The organism is Halomonas sp. NCCP-2165 (assembly GCF_023708045.1).
GTDB classification, from domain to species: Bacteria; Pseudomonadota; Gammaproteobacteria; order Pseudomonadales; family Halomonadaceae; genus Bisbaumannia; species Bisbaumannia pacifica.
Map to the genome: position 1 here is coordinate 100,317 of NZ_BRCY01000007.1, position 19,037 is coordinate 119,353.

The following is a 19,037-nucleotide window of genomic DNA, read 5'->3' on the forward strand; positions in this document are numbered from 1 at the left end:
CCGGCGACGGTAACGGAGGAGGGTTCGCCCTTCCGCACCTTGGATGCGCGACTCCCCCCGGAGTCGCGCATCCTGGTTTTCGGCTCCGCATTTTCAGGGAACGACTCGATACCATGGTCAAATTCTCGACTCGGTGGCTCGATCAAACAGGCAGGAATCGCTTATGACTAACGATACGCAGAGACCTCAGGGCTCGGAGGTGGACCTGGAGGAAATGGTCGCCTCCAGCGACTCCGGGGCGCGCAAGCCGCTGGGGGTGCCCGGCAAGTTGCTGGTGAGCATCGCCGCCGTCTGGTCGCTGTTCCAGCTATGGATTGCCTCGCCGTTGCCCTACCTGGCCGGCGTCGGGGTCTTCAATGCCACCGAGGCACGCTCCATCCACCTGGCCTTCGCGCTCTTCCTGGCCTTTATGGCCTATCCGGCGCTGAAGCGCTCGCCCCGGGAGCGGATTCCCCTGCAGGACTGGCTGTTTGCCGGGGTGGCCGCCTTCTGCGGCGCCTATATGTTCCTCTTCTATGCCGATCTGGCCGAGCGCCCCGGGGCGCCCATCACCCAGGACGTGGTGGTGGGCGTGGTCGGCATCCTGCTGCTGCTGGAGGCGACACGCCGGGCCCTGGGGCCGCCGCTGATGATCGTGGCCCTGGTATTTATCGTCTATTCGCTGTTCGGCCCCCATATGCCCGGCATCCTCGCCCACCGCGGGGTCAGCGTCGATGGCCTGATCAATCATCAGTGGCTGACGACCCAGGGGGTCTTCGGCATCGCCCTGGGGGTCTCCACCAGCTTCGTCTTCCTGTTCGTGCTGTTCGGTGCCCTGCTCGACAAGGCCGGGGCCGGTAACTACTTCATCAAGGTGGCCTTCTCGCTGCTGGGCCACTATCGCGGCGGCCCCGCCAAGGCGGCGGTGGTGGCCTCGGGCATGACCGGGCTGATCTCCGGCTCCTCCATCGCCAATACCGTGACCACCGGCACCTTCACCATCCCGATGATGAAGCGGGTCGGCTTTTCCGCCAACAAGGCCGGGGCGGTGGAGGTCTCTTCCTCGGTGAATGGCCAGATCATGCCGCCGGTAATGGGGGCCGCGGCCTTCCTGATGGTGGAGTATGTGGGCATCTCCTATGTGGAGGTGATCAAGCACGCCTTCCTGCCGGCGCTGATCTCCTATATCGCCCTGATCTATATCGTCCACCTGGAGGCCCTCAAGGCCGGCATGTCGGGGCTGCCCTCCAGCAACCCGGCGCGCCCCTTCCTCAACAAGATGATCGGCTTCCTCACCGGCCTGCTGGCGCTGATGGCGCTCTCCTTCGGCGTCTACTACGGCCTGGGCTGGCTCAAGCCGGTGCTGGGCGCCGCCACCCCCTGGGTGGTGGCGGTGGTACTGGCGGTGGTCTATGTGGGCCTGCTCAGGGTCGGTGCCAACTATCCGGAGCTGGAGCTGGACGACCCCAATTCCGAGGTGATCGAGCTGCCGCAGACGCGGCCCACGGTGATGGTCGGGCTGCACTTTATCCTGCCGGTGATCGTGCTGGTCTGGTGCCTGATGGTGGAGCGCCTGTCGCCCGGGCTCTCGGCCTTCTGGGCCACGGTCTTCATGATCGCCATCATGATCACCCAGCGCCCGATCACCGCGCTCTTCCGCGGGCGCAGTCGCCTGGGCGAAGACATCAAGGAGGGCTTCCTCGATCTCTGGGATGGCCTGGTCACCGGGGCCCGCAACATGATCGGCATCGGTATCGCCACCGCCACCGCCGGCATCATCGTCGGCGCCGTCTCCCAGACCGGCGTCGGCCTGGTGCTGGCGGACGTGGTGGAGGTGCTCTCCATGGGCAACCTGATGCTGATCCTGCTGCTCACCGCGGTGCTCAGCCTGATCCTCGGCATGGGCCTGCCCACCACCGCCAACTATATCGTGGTGTCGTCGCTGATGGCGCCGGTGATCGTGCTGCTGGGGCAGCAGAACGGCCTGATCGTGCCGCTGATCGCCGTGCACCTCTTCGTCTTCTACTTCGGCATCATGGCGGACGTGACGCCGCCGGTGGGGCTGGCCTCCTTCGCCGCCGCGGCGGTCTCCGGGGGCGACCCCATCCGCACCGGCTTCCAGGCCTTCTACTACAGCCTGCGCACCGCGGCGCTGCCCTTCCTGTTCATCTTCAATACCGACCTGCTGCTGATCGAGGTGGGGCTCTGGCAGGGCCTGCTGATCTTCGTGGTGGCGACCATCGCCATGCTGATCTTCGCCGCCGGGTCCCAGGGCTTCATGGTCGCCCGCAACCGCTGGTACGAGTCGCTGCTGCTGCTGCTGGTGGCCTTTACCCTGTTCCGCCCCGGCTTCTGGATGGATCGCATCCATGATCCCTACCAGTCGGTGCCGCCGGCGCAGTTCGCCCAGGCATTGGGCATGGTGGACGAGGGCAGCAACCTGCGGGTGGAGATCCTCGACGAGGATGACTTCGGCGACCAGTTCACTCGCTACCTGCTGGTGCCGGTGCCCGACGGCGAGAACGGCGCCGCGCGCATGGAGGCCCTGGGCCTGAGCCTGCGCAGCGAGGAGGACGGGAGTACCTTCGTGGACAACGTGGCCTTCGGCAGCCAGGCGGAGCAGATCGGCTTCGAGGCACTCTTCTTCGACCAGCAGATCCTCTCGGTGATGGCGCCGGTGGATCGCTGGCCCAAGGAGCTGATGTGGATTCCGGCCTTCCTGGTGTTCGGCCTGATCGTCGTCATGCAGCGTCGCCGCCGCGACGCCACGGCCGCCCCGGCGGCCAGCTAAGGGGGGAATGACCCATGTACAAGAAGATCCTGCTGCCGGTGGACCTCAACGAGGAGGCCTCCTGGAAGAAGGCCCTGCCCACGGCGGTGACCCTGTGTCGCAGCTTCGGAGCCTCCCTGCATGTGGTGACGGTGATGCCCGACTTCCGCATGCCGATGGTGGGGGCCTACTTTCCCGAGGACTTCACCGAGAAGGCTCACCACTCCCTGGGCGAGGCCCAGAAGCAGTTCATCAAGGAGCGGGTGCCGGAGGATATCGAGGTGCACCGGACCATCGTCGAGGGCTCGCCCTGGGAAGCGATCATCAAGGCCGCCAAGAAGCTCGAGGTGGACCTGATCGTGATGGCCTCCCATAACAAGCGCAAGTTCGTCGACTATGTGCTGGGTCCCAACGCGGAGCATGTGGTGCATCACAGCAAGATCTCGGTAATGATCGTGCGCTGAGGCAGCGCCGCAGGACTCGACGACGCCCACCCCTGCGGTGGGCGTCGTCGTTGGTATTCGTTGGCATCCGTTGGAATAGAAACCGCGGACCGCCTGCAAGGCCGAAGGTTCGACCAGCAACCCAAGGAGAGCCCCGCGGACCTACTGCGCCTCGCGGCGCGGTGGGCTCGGGCCGGCACCGCGCAGCGGTCGTTGAAGATGGGCGAAGCGCGCCCCGAGGCCCTTGACTACAGTTAGCAATGTAGAGGCATCCAGCCTTGTCTCCTCCACGACCTGGGTGTCGCGGCGCCTGACCCAGGCTCTGTTTTCCGTTCGCGGGATAAGGGGTTGTTCCATGAATGCAGCAGCATCCAAGAATCAAAAACCCACCGATGCCGTGGTAAAGATCTCCATCAACCCGGTGGGCATGGACCGGCCCAAGGCCTGGCTGGCCGCCGGCTTCCAGGACTTTCGCCAGGCCACGGCGGTCAGCCTGGCCTACGGCCTGTTCTGGGTCGGCCTGAGCATCGCCGTGACCGCGGGGGCCTTCACCCTGGGCTATTGGCACTGGCTGTTGCCGTTGGTGGCGGGCTTCATGTTCCTCGGGCCCCTGGTGGCGGTGGGCTCCTACGGTATCAGCCGCGCCCTGGAGGCGGGCCGCTCGCCGACCCTCGGCGATGCCTTCGGCGCCTGGACCGCCCATACCGGCCAGCTGGCGATGATGGGCGTGATGATGATGATCTTCTTCCTCGCCTGGATCCGCCTGGCCACCCTGCTTTTCGCGCTCTTCTTCGGTTTCGAGGTGCCCAGCCCCGCTGCCCTCTATTCGGCACTGCTGACTACCCCCGAGGGGCTCGGCATGCTCGCCGTGGGTACCGCCATCGGCGCCGTCCTGGCCTTTGGGGCCTTTACCATCAGCGTGGTGGCGATCCCTACCCTGATGGATCAGGACCTCACCTTTATGGAGGGCATCGAGGCCAGTATCCGCTCGGTGGCGCGCAATTTCCGGCCCATGCTGCTGTGGGCGGCCATGCTCACCGGTTGCGTGCTGGTGGGGGTGATGACCTTCTATATCGGCCTGGCGCTGATCCTGCCGGTGTTGGGGCATGCCAGCTGGCACGCCTACGAGGATCTGGTGCGCATCGAGCACCCCGGACAGGCCGAGCGAGGCTAGCTCGAGGAAAGGGGGCGGGGGGGCCTCGGCCCCCCTTTTTTCGTGATGGCCCCGGCAGGGTGTCGGGGATACATGAGACTGCGTTAATATGGATGCCCGGTCCGATGGATATCGCCCAAGGGAGAACTGCCGCGTGGCGCGAGACCTGTTAGCCTGGCCGGACGGCATAGGGAGCCCGAGTGCCGTCTCAACCGGTGGTCCTCCCTGGGACAGGGAGCGGCGCCCTAGCGAAACATGAGTCCATGAGAAAGCTTGCCCTTGCCTGGCGTTCGCTTTTCGTCGCCTGCCTGCTCTTGCCCTCCCTGGCCGTGGCCCATCAGCTGCGGGCTCCCGAGGGGCCGGTGCTGCTGATCGTCTCGGGCGACATTACTCATACCAATCGGGGCAACGAAGCCCACTTCGATCGGCGCATGCTCGAGGCCCTGCCCTGGCGCAGTATCGAGACCTCGACGCCCTGGACCGATGGGGTCAGCCGCTATCGAGGCCCCCTGGCTCGAGCCCTGCTGGAGGCCGTAGGAGCCAGCGGCGACAGCCTCGAGGTCACCGCCCTCAACAACTTCATGGCCGAAATTCCCGTCAGTGACTTCCAGCGTCATGATGTCATCCTGGCCATGGAGCGGGATGGCGAGCCGATGCGGATTCGCGACTATGGGCCGCTCTTCGTGCTCTACCCCTTCGACCAGCATCCCGAGCTGCGCAACGAGGCGATTCGCTTTCGTTCGGTGTGGCAGGTTCACCGGGTGACGGTGCGCTAGTCCGCCAGGCAGGGAGGCCTCCACCGATGCTGCGCTACCCGATTCGCTTCAAGCTGGGGGTCTTCGCCACCCTGGCCTTCTTCTCGGCGGCGGTGATCGTCACCGGCCTGGTGTTGTGGCGCCAGGAGAGCCTGGCCCAGAGCGTGGGCGTCGATACCACCTGGGCCGCCTACAAGCTCGACCGGGAGACGGTGCAGTTACGCAACGAGCTGGCCCAGGATGCGGGTCTGGAGGCCCTGCGCCTGCCCCTGGAGCTGCTCTATAGTCGTCTCAACGTGCTGCGCCGCGGCGAGCTGGGGGCGCTGCTGGAATCGATCCCCGCCGCCCGCCAGCTGTTGCCGACCCTGGAGACCCAGATCGAGGCCCTGGATCAGCGCTTCTACGCCGCCAGCGTCCTCGATGACGACCTGCGCCAGCGTCTCGAGGAGCAACTGGTCGCCCTGGGCCACAATACCGAGCGGCTAGTGGTGATCATCAACGGCTATGTGGCGGAGAGTGCCCATCAGGAGCGTCGCAACCTCCAGGGGCTCTATCGCCTGTTGCTGGCGATGATCCTGCTGATGAGTCTGGCCGGGGCCCTGGTGGCGGTCTTCCTGTTTCGTGAGGCTCGTGCCCATGCCCGGGCCCGGGAGTCCCTGGAGCGGCTCAGTCGGGATCTGGAGGTCTCCGCCAGCCAGGCCCGGGCCGCCAACCAGGCCAAGTCGGAGTTCCTGGCCACCGTCAGCCATGAGATCCGCACCCCCCTCAACGGGGTGATCGGCATGAGCGACCTGCTGCTGGGGCGCCCGCTGGATGCCGCGGCGCATCGCTACGCCACCACCATTCACGACAGCGCGGGTCTGCTGCTCAACCTGATCAATGACATCCTCGACTTCTCCAAGATCGAGGCGGGGCGCCTGGAACTGGAACGGGTGCCCTTCGACCCGCGGGAGGTGATCCAGAATGCCCTGACCCTCTTCGCCTACCGGGCCCGCTCCCGGGGCCTGGCCCTGGGCTGTGACCTGGCGCCCGGAGTGCCGCCTCGCCTGGTAGGGGATCCCGGTCGCCTGCGTCAGGTCCTGCTCAATCTGCTCTCCAACGCCATCAAGTTCACCGAGCGCGGCGAGGTGCGGCTGAAGGGGCAGTGGCGGGACGGCTCGCGGCTGCGACTGGAGGTGATCGACACCGGCTGCGGCATCCCCGAGTCCGCCCAGTCTCGCCTCTTCGAACCGTTCCGCCAGGGCGACCCCTCCACCGCCCGGCGCTTCGGCGGTACCGGCCTGGGGCTGGCGATCAGTCGTCGCCTGGCGGAGGCGATGGGCGGGGCGATCGGCTTCACGAGTCGTCCGGGGGAGGGCAGTCGCTTCTGGATCGAGGTCCCCCTGGAGGTAGCAGCTTCGCTGCCCGCCACGCCCGTGCCCGACGCCGGTGTGGGCATGGCGAGCGAACCGCGCTACGAGGCCAGGCTGCTGGTCGTGGAGGACAACCCGGTCAATCAACAGGTAGCCTGGGCCATGCTGGAGTCCCTGGGCTGCCGGGTGGTGCTGGCGGAAGACGGCAACGAGGCGCTGACCCGGGTCGAGGAGCAGGACTTCGCGCTGATCTTTATGGATCTCCAGATGCCCGATATGGATGGGCTGGAGGCCACGCGCCGACTGCGTGCCCGGGGCGGCTGGCTGGCCGAGGTGCCCATCGTCGCCATGACCGCTGGGGGCCTGGATGACGAACGCCAGCGCTGCCTGGCCGCCGGCATGAGCGACTACCTGACCAAGCCCTTCTATCGCAACGAGCTGGTGGCCCTGCTTTCTCATCACCTGGGGGGGAGCGAGGCCCCGGCCCTCGCCGCGGCGCCACCGACCCAGGACCTGGAGGCCGCTACCCTCGAGGAGCTGCGCGACAGCCTCGGGCCCCCCGGCGTGCGCTCCCTGGTTAGCCTTTACTGCCGACAGCTCCCCGACCGCCTGGCCACCCTGGCGCGTCGAGTCAGGGCGGGAGAAACTCGCGAGGCCATGCAACTGGCGCATCTGCTCAAGGGTGAGTCGGCCAGCGTCGGGGCCTGCCGGCTGGCCTGGTTGGCCGGCGAACTGGAGCGCGAGGCCCGGGACGCCAACGAGGCGGCCATGGGGGATGCCATGACCGCCCTGGAAGCGGCGCGGGCCCCGTTGCAGGAGGCCCTTCAGGCGTGGCTGGAGGCGCTGCCGGAAACGGATGGTTGACTGGGCTGATCGGTCGGCAGCGAGGGTGTCGCGGCCTGGGGCGGGGGCCTAAATAGCCGCTCAGGCCCAGCGTGGATCGGCGGTAACCGCCAGGGTAAACCAGCGCTTCTCGGCGGGAATGCTCAGGCCGGCGTCGATCTCCCGGCGAATCTCGTCCAGCGCCGCCACCCCGGTCTCGGCGGCGAAATCGGGACGGGTAACGATATGAATCTCGATCACCGAGACCCGCCCGGTCTTGGCCACATGGCTATGGTAGGCGAGCAGGCCATCGCGGCGCATCACCTTCTCCATCACGCCTCGCACCTCCCGATCCAGGGCGCTGGGCGCCACCATCAGCACCTCCTTCATGGCGCGGCGCACGATGCCGATGGGCACCGGCAAAAAGGACAGGGTCAGACACGCCAGCAGCAGGGAATCGATATAGGGGATCCAGGGCGCGGCGGCGCTTCCCTCCAGCAGCAGGGCGATCACGAAGGCCAGCAGCAGGGCGGCGGTGATCAGCCCCGCCATCAGCCAGCCCTGGGCATCGATGCGCAGGAACTCCGAGCCCACCCGGCGATTGACCCGCCGCTGGTAGGCGGCCATGGCGAAGCAGACCAGGGCCACCACCAGCGCATAGACGATGGCCAGGTCGAAGGCCAGCACCCGGCCCCCCTCCATCAGGCCACGCAGGGCATTGAGGAAGGCGTAGAAGCACAGCAGGGTGAGGATGGCGCCGTTGAGGGCCGCCACCAGCGGCTCCAGATGCCAGTAGCCGTGCTGGAAGCGCGGGCTGGACTCGCGCATCAGCAGTCGCGAGACCCATAGCGAGAGCAGCGACATGCCGGCATCGATGGTCGAGAAGACGCCGTCGAAGAGGATCGATTGCGAGCCGGAGAGCAGCCCGAAGAGCACTCCCAGGCTGGCGACCGAGAGGGTCATGACGATGGAGAGCTTGAGGGTGCGCTGCTCGAGAGTTGGTTGCATTTTTTCACCGACGACTCGGCCCCGGATAACGATTTCTCGTTATCCGGGGCGCTATTCCCCGATGGTTGGGGAGATTAGATAAACAGGTGTTGAATATCTTATATCAGTCGGTCGGGGGCGGCCAGGGGCAGGCGACGATGCAGGCGGCGCTCCACCAGCACCTGCCCGGGGACATAGTGACCGCGGGCCGCGTCCAGGGCCCGGGACAGGGTCAGCTCGGCGATGCGGTCGTGATCCTGGGGCAGGGCATTGACCGGCAGCGGCAGGAAGTCCAGCAGGCGATCGTCGCCGAAGGTGGCCAGGCGCAGCGAGGGGGGCAGGCCGCCTTCCTCCAGCAGTACGTCCAGGACCCCATCCAGCAGGGTGAAGGAGGCGGTGATCAGGGCGTCCGGCAGGCCCGGCCCGGCCAGCAGGTCGCGCATCAGCGCCGCGCCCTGATCCCGGTCATAGCGGGAGGCGCAGGCGATCTCGCTGCGATAGTCGCCCTCGGCCATCGCCGCGCGGAAGCCGGTGCGGCGCGCCCGGGTGATGGAGAGCTCCGCCACCGCATCGAACCACACCACCCGCTCTACCCCGGGGCCCAGTACCGAGGCGCTCAACTGACGCGCGGCCTCGCGGTTGTTGCTGACCACGCTGACGAAGCGTGACGGATCCAGGGCCCGGTCCACGGCGATCACCGGCAGGCCGGCGGCCATCAGCTCGACGTAGAGCGGGTCCTCCTCGGGCAGGCAGCTGGCGGTGATCAGCGCCTCGCAGCGCTGGGCGCGCAGCGCCCGGGCCAGTTCCCGCTCGCTGTCCGGGTCGTCGTCGGAGCCGACGATCAGCAGCTGATAGCCCTGGGCCCGGGCGCCCCGCTCCAGGCGCTTGGCCAGGCGCGCATAGCTGGCGTTCTCCAGGTCGGGGATGATCAGCCCCAGGGTATGGCTGGCGCCACGGCGCAGGGCCGCGGCCTGGGCATCGATGCGGTAGTGGTGCTGCTCCACCACCGCCATGACCTTGTCCACGGTCTCCTGGCTGATGCGTCGCGCCCGGGCCTGGCCATTGATGACATAGCTGGCGGTGGTACGGGATACCCCCGCCAGGCGGGCGATTTCGGCGAGTGTCATGGGGCTCTCCTTGCGGCTGGCACGATTCTACGTCATGGCGAGGCGACCCGCCCCCTGCGAAAGTCGAATAACGAGCCGCTTGATTATTTGGGTGACACGATCCAGCCTTGTATAAAAACATAGGTGACACGATTCATCTAAGCGAATTCACCCGATTTGTCTCGAGCCTGGCCATCGGCTGGGCCGGCTAGACTCGACTCAGGGCGGTAGGCGCGCCCACCACAGGAGGCACCCCATGCTCACGTTACGCCAGGAGGACATCCTGCTGGGCTGCGAGGCCAGCGACTGGCAGGCGGCCCTCGACCATGCCGCCGAGGCGCTGCAGGCGGCGGGCCTGGTCGAGGCCGACTACCGCCAGGGCCTGCACGCCCGGGAGGCGCAGTCTTCCACCTACCTGGGTAATGCCATTGCCATTCCCCACGGCACCCCCGAGAGCCGTCGCCACGTCAAGCAGACCGGCGTGCGGGTGCTGCAGTTTCCCCGCGGCCTCGACTGGCACGACGGCCAGCGGGTCCATGTGCTGGTGACCATCGCCGCCCAGAACGATGAGCACCTGGATATCCTGCGTCAGCTGACCCATGTGCTGGACCGGGACGGGGTCGGCGAACGCCTGGCCGCCGCGGACTCCCCGGCCCAGGTGGCCGCCTTGCTCTCCCAGGCAGTGGTGGAGGCGCGCCTGGATGCCGAGACCCTCTGCCTGGGCTTCCCGGCCCACTCCGCCGAGGAGCTGGCCCTGGCCGCCGCGGCGCGGCTGCGTCAGGCCGGCTGCGTGGCCCCGGGCTTCGTCGCGGCCATCGCCGAGCAGCCGCCGCTGGCCCTGGGCCAGGGGCTGTGGCTGACCCATAGCCATCGCGAGGTCGTCACCCCGGCCCTGGCCCTGGCTACCCCCGCCGAGGCCGGCGCCGTCACCGGGGTCTTCTGCCTGGCGGCCCGGGGCGATGCCCACCGCGGCCTGCTGGAGCGGCTCAGCGCCCTGCTGGAAACGGGGCAGGGGGGCGAGCTCGCCGGGGCCTCGGTCCAGACCGTGCTGGCGCGTCTGGCCGGCGAGGGCGCCGGGGCCGAGACCCTGACCGTGCGGGTCCTCAATGCCCATGGCCTGCACGCCCGCCCCGCCAAGCAGCTGATCCAGGTGGCCCGGGCCCAGGGCCTGGCGATCAAGGTGCGCCTGGCCGAGGGCGGCGAGGCGGTGGCCGCCACCAGCCTCACCAAGGTGATCGGCCTGGGCGCCCGCCGCGGCCAGCGGCTGGTCTTCTCCGCCGAGGGAGAGGGGGCCGGGGAGGCCCTGGCCGCCATCGACCGGGCGGTGCGCGATGGCCTCGGCGAGCGGGTCTCCCCCTTCGACGAGGGGCGCGATGCCATCGTCGCCGAAGCGCCGGCCCCGGTCCTGGAACCGCTGGCGGCGGATCGTCCCCATCCGGCGGTGGCCGCCTCCCCGGGGCTGGCCATCGCCCCGCTGTTCGTGATGCGCACCCCGCGCTTCGACTACCCGGCCCGGGCCGCGGACGCCGCCGAGCAGGAGCGGCGCCTGGGCGCGGCGATCCGCGAGGGCGCCGAGCAGCTCGAGACCCTGGTGACCCAGGCCCGGGGCGGCGAGGTGGCGGAGATCCTCTCCATGCACGAGGAGATGCTGGAGGACCCGGAGCTCTATCAGGCCGCCCTGGAGGGCATCCGCGACGGCGCCTCCGCCGAGGCCGGCTGGTGGGAGGCCATCGAGACCGCCGCCCGGGCCCAGGAGGCCCTGGCCGACCGCCTGCTGGCCGAGCGCGCCGCCGACCTGCGTGACGTGGGACGTCGGGTGCTGGGCATCCTCTGTGAGGTGGCGCTGCCCGAGCCGCCGGCGCACCCCTATGTCCTGGTGGCCGACGACCTGGGCCCCTCCGACGTGGCGCGCCTGGACACCGCCCGGGTGCGCGGCCTGCTGACCGCCCGCGGCGGCGCCACCGCCCATAGCGCCATCCTCGCCCGGGCGCTGGGCATCCCCGCCGTGGTGGGGGCCGGCGAGCGGGTGCTGACCCTTGTCGACGGCGACGAGCTGATCCTCGACGGCGAGCGGGGCCAGGTGATCCCGCGGCCTTCCCAGGAGCGCCGCGATCGCGCCGAGCTGCGCCTCAAGGAGCGCGAGGCCCGCGAGAAGGCGGCCTGGGCGGCGCGTTTCGAGCCCGCCGCCACCGCCGACGGCCATCGGGTCGAGGTGGCCGCCAACCTGGGCAATACCGCCCACGCCGCCGATGCCGTGGAGCGCGGCGCCGAGGGGGTGGGGCTGCTGCGCACCGAATTCATCTTCATGGCCCATGCCCAGGCGCCGGACCTGGAGGCCCAGATCGCCGAGTACCGGGAGGCCCTGGACGCCCTGGACGGTCGCCCCCTGGTGGCCCGCACCCTGGACGTGGGCGGCGACAAGCCGCTGGCCTACTGGCCGGTGCCCCAGGAGGACAACCCCTTCCTGGGCCTGCGCGGCATTCGCCTGGCGCTGACCCGTCCCGAGGTGCTGGAGACCCAGCTCCGGGCGCTGCTGATGGCGAGTGTCGGCCGTCCGCTGCGCATCATGCTGCCGATGGTCAAGGACGTCGCCGAGTTCCGCACCGTGCGGGCCCTCTTCGATCGCCTGCTGGAGGCGCTGCCCGAGGACGTGCGGGCCACCGACGTCCAGCTGGGGGTGATGATCGAGGTGCCCTCGGCGGCGCTGCTGGCGCCGAGCCTGGCCGCCGAGGTGGACTTCTTCTCGGTGGGCACCAACGACCTGACCCAGTACACCCTGGCCATCGATCGTGGCCATCCGGAGCTCTCCGCCCAGGCCGACGGCCTGCACCCGGCGGTGCTGCGGCTGATCGAGATGACCGTGAGCGCCGCCCATGCCCGGGGCAAATGGGTGGGGGTGTGCGGCGAGCTGGCCTCGGATGCCGCCGCCGTGCCGGTGCTGGTGGGACTGGGCGTCGATGAGCTCTCGGTGAGCGCCCGCCAGGTGCCGCTGGTCAAGGCGCGGCTGCGCGAGTTCGATCTCGACGAGGCCCGCGCCCGGGCCGAGCTGGCCCTGGCCCAGGCCACCGCCGAGGCGGTGCGCGACGCCCTGGAGGCGCGCTGAGATGGCCAAGATCCTGACCCTGACCCTGAATCCCGCCCTGGACCTGTCGCTGCGCCTCGAGCGGCTGGTCCCCGGCGAGGTCAACCGCACCCGGGAGACCCACCTGGAGGCCGCCGGCAAGGGCGTCAACGTGGCCCGGGTGCTGGTGGGCCTCGGCCATGAGGTCGCCGTGGCGGGCGTCCTCGGCGCCGACAACGACGGCCCCTTCCTGCGCGCCTTCCAGGCCCTGGGGGTGGAGGATGCCTGCCTGCGCCGCCCCGGCGAGACCCGCATCAACGCCAAGCTGGCCGAGGCGGACGGCCGGGTCACCGATATCAATGGTCCGGGCCTCTCCCTGAGTGCCGCCGACCTGGCGGACCTGGAACGTGACCTGGCGGCGCGCCTGAGCGATCCCGCGCGGCGCCCCCAGGCCCTGGTGATCGCCGGCAGCCTGCCGCCGGGGCTCGCCCCGGCGGATCTGGCCGGGCTGATTACCCGCCTCCAGGCCCATGGCCTGCCGCTCTGGGTGGACACCAGTGGCGCGGCGCTCGACGCCGCCATCGCCGCGGGGCCCACCGCGGTCAAGCCCAACGAGGAGGAGCTGGCCGCCTGGGCCGGCGAGTCCCTCGAGTCGGCGGCGGCCCGGCGGCGCGCCGGCCTGCGCCTGCACGCCGCCGGCGTCGACGAGGCGGTGATCTCCGCCGGCGCCGAGGGCGTGCTCTGGGTGGGCCGGCGCGGTGCCTGGCAGGCCCTGCCCCCCGCCGTGGACGTGGCCAGCACCGTGGGTGCCGGCGACACCCTGGTCGCCGCCATGCTGCATGGCGTGCTGGCCAACTGGCCCGCCGAGCGCACCCTGCGCCTGGCCACGGCCCTCTCCGCCGAAGCGGTCCGTCATCTCGGGGTGGGCAATCCCCAGGCCCCGGACCTCCATCAACTCCAACAACAGACCCGCGTGCGTCGTCTCAACGACGTGGACGCAGGGGGAGCCCTCGCATGAACGTCATCCTCGTGACCGCCTGCCCCAGCGGCATGGCCACCACCTTCCTCGCCGCCCGCCGCCTGGAGCAGGCCGCCGGCCGGCTGGGCTGGCAGGCCCGGGTGGAGATGCATAGCCAGCTCGAACCCGTCACGCCCCTCGACGCCGAGGCCATCGCCGCCGCCGACCTGGTGGTGGTGGCCGCGGAGCGGGTGCCGGAGCCGGCACGCTTCGCCGGCAAGCGCCTCTTCCAGGCCCCGCTGGCCGAGGCCCTGGCCGACCCCGGGGCCTTCCTGGCCCGGGCCGAGCGGGACGCCGGCGAGTTCAGCGCCCCGGCCGAGGAGGCCCCGGCGGCTCCCGCCGGCGCCACGCGCCTCGTGGCGGTGACCGCCTGTCCCACCGGGGTGGCGCATACCTTTATGGCCGCCGAGGCCCTGAGTGAAGCGGGCAAGGCGCTGGGCCACGAGATCCGCGTCGAGACCCAGGGCTCGGTGGGCGCCCAGGACCAGCTCACCGACGAGGAGATCGCCGCCGCCGAGGTGGTGATCCTGGCCTGCGATATCGAGGTGGATCCCACCCGCTTCGCCGGCAAGCGGGTCTACCGCACCTCCACCGGCAATGCCCTGAAGAAGGCCCAGGCCACCATCGCCGCGGCGCTGGAGAACGCCGAGGTGGAGAGCGCCGGCGCCGCCATATCCTCGGGCAAGGGCGAGGCGAAGAAGGGCATCAAGGAGAAGGGCGTCTACAAGCACCTGCTCACCGGGGTCTCCTTTATGCTGCCCATGGTGGTGGCCGGGGGCCTGCTGATCGCGCTCTCCTTCGTCTTCGGTATCGAGGCCTTCCAGGAGGAGGGGACCCTCGCCGCGGCGCTGATGCAGATCGGCGGCGGCACCGCCTTCGCCCTGATGATTCCGGTGCTGGCCGGCTATATCGCCTACTCCATCGCCGACCGCCCCGGCATCGCCCCGGGGATGATCGGCGGCATGCTGGCCGCGGAGATCGGCGCCGGCTTTATCGGTGGTATCCTCGCCGGCTTCCTGGCCGGCTATGTGGCGCTGGCCGTGGCGCGCCACGTCAAGCTGCCCCCGAGCGTCGAGTCCCTCAAGCCGATCCTGATCATCCCCCTGGTGGCCAGCCTGGTCACCGGCCTGACGATGATCTATGTGGTCGGCGAGCCGGTGGCGGCCGTGCTCTCCGCGTTGACCACCTTCCTCGAGGGCATGGGCTCCACCAACGCCGTGCTGCTGGGCATCCTGCTGGGTTCGATGATGTGCTTCGACCTGGGCGGACCCGTCAACAAGGCCGCCTACACCTTCGGCGTCGGCCTGCTGGCCTCCGAGACCTATGGTCCCATGGCGGCGATCATGGCCGCCGGCATGGTGCCGGCCATCGGCATGGGCATCGCCAGCTTCGTGGCCAAGTCGAAGTTCTCCGAGCCGGAGCGGGAGGCGGGCAAGGCCTCCTTCGTGCTGGGCTTCTGCTTTATCAGCGAGGGCGCCATCCCCTTCGCCGCCAAGGACCCGCTGCGGGTGATTCCGGCCTGCATGCTGGGCGGCGCGGTGACCGGGGCCCTCTCCATGCTGGTGGGCGCCAAGCTGATGGCTCCCCACGGCGGCATCTTCGTGCTGCTGATCCCCAACGCCATCACCCCGGCGCTGCTCTACCTGGGCGCCATCGTGATCGGCTCGCTGATCACCGGCCTGGGTTACGCCATGATCAAGCGCGGCGCCGCCCCGGTGGCGGTGGCCGCCTGAGCGACCCGCGCGGCAGGCAAGCCAAGGGCATGGCCAGGATAGCCATGCCCTTTTTGTTAGGTTCTTCGCACTCTGGCGTGAATGCCATGCTGGAAGATTCTATGCTGCCCCCCAAACCGCCACCGTGGTTTCTGTGGGAGCTCGGATTCTTCCGAGCGATTGGCGCCGCCAGGCGCCCTGGGGGGCTGACCCATCACTCGGCATAGCCGAGTTCCCACAACAGCAAGCCGGAGATCTGCCATGTCGTGGTTTTACGCTAAGTCTGAGCAGAATCTCTTTTTGGGAGGGCTTATCGTTGGAGAATGGCCGAGGGGCGTGTCCCCAGCGCTCCTTAGCCATTCCCCCTCTCTGCGCGGTGGTAGAGACGCACCGAGAAATGGTGTACTTTTTGCATCCCCCATGCAGGGGGCCTTACCCGGCCCCGACTGCCGAGGCGACCCTACCCGGGTCGCCGTGTGGATCGAGGAGATACACGATGTCACCCGTCACCCTGATGGTGGCCCGCCGCGTGGCCCGCGGCCGCTACCCCGACTTCATGGCCTGGCTCGACGAGGGCCGCGAGCTCGCCGCCGACTTCCGCGGTTACCTGGGCTCCGGCGTGCTGGCGCCGCCCCCCGGCGACGACGAGTACCAGATCATCTTCCGCTTCAGCGATGCCGAGACCCTCGACGCCTGGGAGCACTCCGCCTCCCGGCGCGCCTGGCTCGAACGCGGCGAGGGCCTCTACCTGACGCCCCACGCGCACCGCGCCACCGGCCTCGATAGCTGGTTCCGCGAGGCCGGCGGCCAGACCCCGCCGCGCTGGAAGCAGGCGGTGGCCATCTGGCTGGCCTTCTTCCCGGTCTCCCTGGGCCATCAATGGCTGTTCGGCGAGGCCTTGGCGAGCCTGCCCCTGGTGCTCAGGGTGCTGGCCACCACCCTGATGCTGACCCCGGTGATGGTGTTCCTGTTCATCCCCCTGGTGACCCGCTGGCTGGCGCCCTGGCTCACTGCCCGACCCGGCCGCACCAACAGGGGGCGCCTGGCGCGCTTCTGGCACCAGTTGAGGGCCTGACGTCAGTTCTGCCCCAGGCGCACCGGGCGCCCCTCTGGCACCCATGCTAGGGCCTGAATCCCTTTATCCCGGCGTTTCTCGGGGTGCTAGACTGGCCGCAGACCGAGAAAGGATGCCCTGTCATGCGTGATACCGTCGCCCCGCCCCTGTGCCAGGCCGATACCCGGGCCCGGGACCCCGAGGCCGCCGCCGCCGAGCTGGCGGCGGCGCTGCGGCATTCCCAGCTGGAGCTGGTGCTGTTCTTCTGCAGCACCGAGTACCCCCTCGACGCCCTGGGCGAGGCGCTGACCGCCGCCTTCGGCGAGGTGCCCGTGGCCGGCTGCACCACCGCCGGGGAGATCACCAGCGAGGGCTATGGCCGGGGACGGGTGGTCGCCATCGGCTTCGATGCCCGCCACTTCGCGGTCTCCCTGGCCCTGGTCACCGACTTGGAGGCCTTCGACCTGGTCCAGGCCCAGCGCCTCTGCGACGACTTGCTGGCGGATTGTCGCCGCCAGGCCCTGGCGCCCATCGCCGAGCAGACCTTCGTGATGACCCTGCTGGATGGGCTCTCCAGCCGCGAGGAGCAGGTGCTGGCGACCCTGGACGCGGCCCTGGGCAGCATCCCCAGCTTCGGGGGCTCGGCGGGGGACGACAATTACCTGGCCCGTACCCATGTGTACAGCCAGGGACGCTTCCATAGCGGGGCGGCGGTGGTGCTGGCCATCAATACCCGCCTGCCCTTCGAGGTCTTCAGCACCCACCACCTGCGACCGCGGGGCGAGAAGCTGGTGGTCACCCGCGCCGACCGGGAGCGACGCCGGGTGCTGGAGCTCAATGCCGTTCCCGCCGTCGAGGCCTATGCCCGGCTGGTGGGGCTGGCTCCCGAGGCCCTGGACGCCGGGGTCTTCGCTCGCCATCCCCTGGCGGTACGCATCGGTGACGACCACTTCGTGCGCTCCATCCAGCGGGTCAATGCGGATGGCAGCCTGAGCTTCTATTGCGCGGTGGAGACCGGCATCGTGCTGACCGCCATGACCCCGGCGCCGATCCTCGAGGACCTGGCCGCGACCCTGGATGCCCTGGCCAGCCGCCTGGGTCCGCCGAGCCTGATCATCGGCTGCGACTGCTTCCTGCGGCGCCTGGAGATCGAGGCCCTGGGACGGCAGGAGGCGGCTTCGCGGCTGCTGCGGGAGCGCCGGGTGATCGGCTTCAATACTTACGGGGAACAGCACCATGGTCGACACATCAACCAGACCTTCACCGGCGTCGCCCTTGGATCTGCCGGGGATTGAGCCGGGCCAGAGCCCGGCGGCGCTGGTCGAGGAGAACGCCCGCCTGCGGCGCATCTGCGCCGCCCTGATCGAGCGGGTGGAGTCCAGCGCCCAACCGGGCACCGCCCCCTATGCCGCCTTCGAGCATACGGTGGTGCTGGCCGAGCAGGTGCGCGAGCGCACCGAGACCCTGCGCCATACCCTGGAGGCGCTGCGCGAGGCCAAGGCGGAGGCCGAGGCGGCCAACCTCTCCAAGAGCAAGTTCCTGGCCGCGGTCAGCCACGATCTGCTGCAGCCCCTCAATGCGGCACGCCTGTTCAGCAGTGCCCTGGAGTCCCAGGACCTGGGCGAGGAGCCGCGGCGCCTGGTGCGGCATATCGGCCGTTCCCTGCAGGACGTGGAGACGCTGCTGGGCACCCTGGTGGATATCTCGCGGCTGGATGCCGGGGTGCTGACGCCCGATCGCGGCAGCTTCCCGGTCGGCGAGCTCCTCGATGTGCTGGCCGAGGAGCATCGCCAACTGGCCGCCGCCGAAGGGCTCGACTTCCACTATGTGCCGAGCCGGGCGGTCATCGACTCCGACCTGACCCTGCTGGCCCGGGTGGTGCGCAACCTGCTCGGCAATGCCATCCGCTATACCCCCTCGGGGCGGGTGTTGCTGGGCTGCCGGCGCCGCCCCGAGGGCCTCGAGATCTGGGTGGTCGACAGCGGCTGCGGCATCGCCGAGGACCAGCAGCGGGCGATCTTCGAGGAGTTTCGCCGGGGGCCCGCCGACCGGAACCGCGCCGACCGCGGCCTGGGCCTGGGGCTGGCCATCGTCGAGCGCATCGCCGGCCTGCTCGATCACCCCCTGGGGCTGGTCTCCCGGCCCGGGCGGGGGGCCCGGTTCTCGATCCGGGTGCCCTATGGGCGGACCTATCCCGAGGCGCCGCCGGAGGTCGGGGCGGAGGCGCCGCTGAGGGGCCTGACGGCCTGGGTGATCGATAACGACCCGGAGACCTGCATCGGCATGCGGGCCCTGCTCGAAGGCTGGGGGTGCGACGCCCGGACCGCGACCGGGGTCGACGACCTGGAGCGCGGCGAGGGGGCGGACCTGTTGATCGTCGACTATCACCTGGGGGAGACGGATGGCCTGGCGGTGGCGGCGCGATTGCGCCGGGAGTGGCCCGAGCTGCCGGTGATCCTGATCACCGCCCACCACGATGCCGGGCTCAAGGCCCAGGCGCGGGCCCGGGGCTACGGCTATCTGCTCAAGCCGGTCAAGCCGCTGCGTCTCAAGATGGCCATGCTTGGCCTGCGGCGCCCCGGCCGGGAGGAATCAGGCGCGTCTTAGCCAGTCGCTGGCCAGCAGGATCGCCTGGACCCGGCTGCTGACCTTGAGCTTGCGCAGGATCGCCGAGACATGGGTCTTGACGGTGGTCTCGGCGATGGCCAGGCGGTAGGCGATCATCTTGTTGGACTCCCCCTGCACCATATGCGCCAGCACCTCGCGCTGCTTGTCGGTCAGGACGGTCAGGGGATTCTCCGCGAGGTGCTGGCGCATATGGTGCA

The 19,037-nt window shown here is 69.6% G+C and carries 14 protein-coding genes; 11 read left to right on the forward strand and 3 right to left on the reverse strand.

Annotated features, from left to right (window positions below; translation table 11 throughout):
* Positions 1-163: 163 nt before the first annotated feature.
* The 5 genes from NFU04_RS05810 to NFU04_RS05830 all read left to right on the forward strand — a co-directional run bounded on the left by NFU04_RS05810 (position 164) and on the right by NFU04_RS05830 (position 7,316).
* Positions 164-2,770 (forward strand): TRAP transporter permease, encoded by a 2,607-nt coding sequence (locus NFU04_RS05810; RefSeq protein WP_251308561.1) that lies wholly within the window; start codon positions 164-166, stop codon positions 2,768-2,770.
* A 14-nt stretch (positions 2,771-2,784) separates the two neighbouring features.
* Positions 2,785-3,213: a universal stress protein gene (locus NFU04_RS05815; RefSeq protein WP_251308562.1), complete on the forward strand. Its 429-nt coding sequence runs from the start codon at positions 2,785-2,787 to the stop codon at positions 3,211-3,213.
* A 334-nt stretch (positions 3,214-3,547) separates the two neighbouring features.
* Entirely contained in the window at positions 3,548-4,366 is an 819-nt protein-coding gene (locus NFU04_RS05820; RefSeq protein WP_251308563.1) for a DUF2189 domain-containing protein, read from the forward strand.
* Positions 4,367-4,608: 242 nt separating this feature from the next.
* Complete coding sequence (locus NFU04_RS05825) at positions 4,609-5,121, forward strand: putative pterin-binding protein (RefSeq protein ID WP_251308564.1); 513 nt, start codon at positions 4,609-4,611, stop codon at positions 5,119-5,121.
* Between the two features lie 26 nt (positions 5,122-5,147).
* Positions 5,148-7,316, forward strand: a complete 2,169-nt coding sequence (locus tag NFU04_RS05830; protein WP_251308566.1) for an ATP-binding protein — start codon at positions 5,148-5,150, stop codon at positions 7,314-7,316.
* A gap of 60 nt (positions 7,317-7,376) precedes the next feature.
* On the opposite strand, the gene NFU04_RS05835 is transcribed toward NFU04_RS05830, so the two are convergent.
* Both NFU04_RS05835 and cra read right to left on the reverse strand, forming a co-directional pair.
* On the reverse strand, positions 7,377-8,282 hold the full coding sequence (locus NFU04_RS05835) for a cation diffusion facilitator family transporter (RefSeq protein WP_251308567.1): 906 nt from the start codon (positions 8,280-8,282) through the stop codon (positions 7,377-7,379).
* Positions 8,283-8,380: 98 nt separating this feature from the next.
* Entirely contained in the window at positions 8,381-9,388 is a 1,008-nt protein-coding gene (cra, locus tag NFU04_RS05840; RefSeq protein ID WP_251308568.1) for a catabolite repressor/activator, read from the reverse strand.
* 235 nt (positions 9,389-9,623) lie between these two features.
* Here cra and ptsP point away from each other — a divergent pair, with 235 nt between their 5' ends.
* The 6 genes from ptsP to NFU04_RS05870 all read left to right on the forward strand — a co-directional run bounded on the left by ptsP (position 9,624) and on the right by NFU04_RS05870 (position 18,819).
* Positions 9,624-12,470 carry a phosphoenolpyruvate--protein phosphotransferase gene (ptsP, locus tag NFU04_RS05845; protein WP_251308569.1) on the forward strand — a complete coding sequence of 949 codons (2,847 nt, stop codon included), beginning with the start codon at positions 9,624-9,626 and terminating at the stop codon, positions 12,468-12,470.
* Position 12,471: 1 nt separating this feature from the next.
* Positions 12,472-13,446 (forward strand): 1-phosphofructokinase, encoded by a 975-nt coding sequence (gene pfkB, locus NFU04_RS05850; protein WP_251308570.1) that lies wholly within the window; start codon positions 12,472-12,474, stop codon positions 13,444-13,446.
* Positions 13,443-15,179, forward strand: coding sequence for a PTS fructose-like transporter subunit IIB (locus tag NFU04_RS05855; RefSeq protein ID WP_251308571.1), 1,737 nt, complete (start codon positions 13,443-13,445; stop codon positions 15,177-15,179). The genes pfkB and NFU04_RS05855 overlap by 4 nt, the downstream gene beginning before the upstream one ends.
* 475 nt (positions 15,180-15,654) lie before the next feature.
* A complete protein-coding gene (locus NFU04_RS05860) occupies positions 15,655-16,233 on the forward strand; it encodes an antibiotic biosynthesis monooxygenase (protein ID WP_251308572.1) in 579 nt (192 codons plus the stop codon).
* Between the two features lie 122 nt (positions 16,234-16,355).
* Positions 16,356-17,507, forward strand: coding sequence for a nitric oxide-sensing protein NosP (nosP, locus tag NFU04_RS05865; protein WP_251308573.1), 1,152 nt, complete (start codon positions 16,356-16,358; stop codon positions 17,505-17,507).
* Positions 17,449-18,819, forward strand: a complete 1,371-nt coding sequence (locus tag NFU04_RS05870) for a hybrid sensor histidine kinase/response regulator (protein ID WP_251308574.1) — start codon at positions 17,449-17,451, stop codon at positions 18,817-18,819. The genes nosP and NFU04_RS05870 overlap by 59 nt, the downstream gene beginning before the upstream one ends.
* Here the strand turns inward: NFU04_RS05870 and NFU04_RS05875 are convergent.
* Positions 18,805-19,037 (reverse strand): response regulator transcription factor (locus NFU04_RS05875; protein WP_251308575.1); only part of this gene is annotated, 233 nt, incomplete at its 5' end. The genes NFU04_RS05870 and NFU04_RS05875 overlap by 15 nt on opposite strands.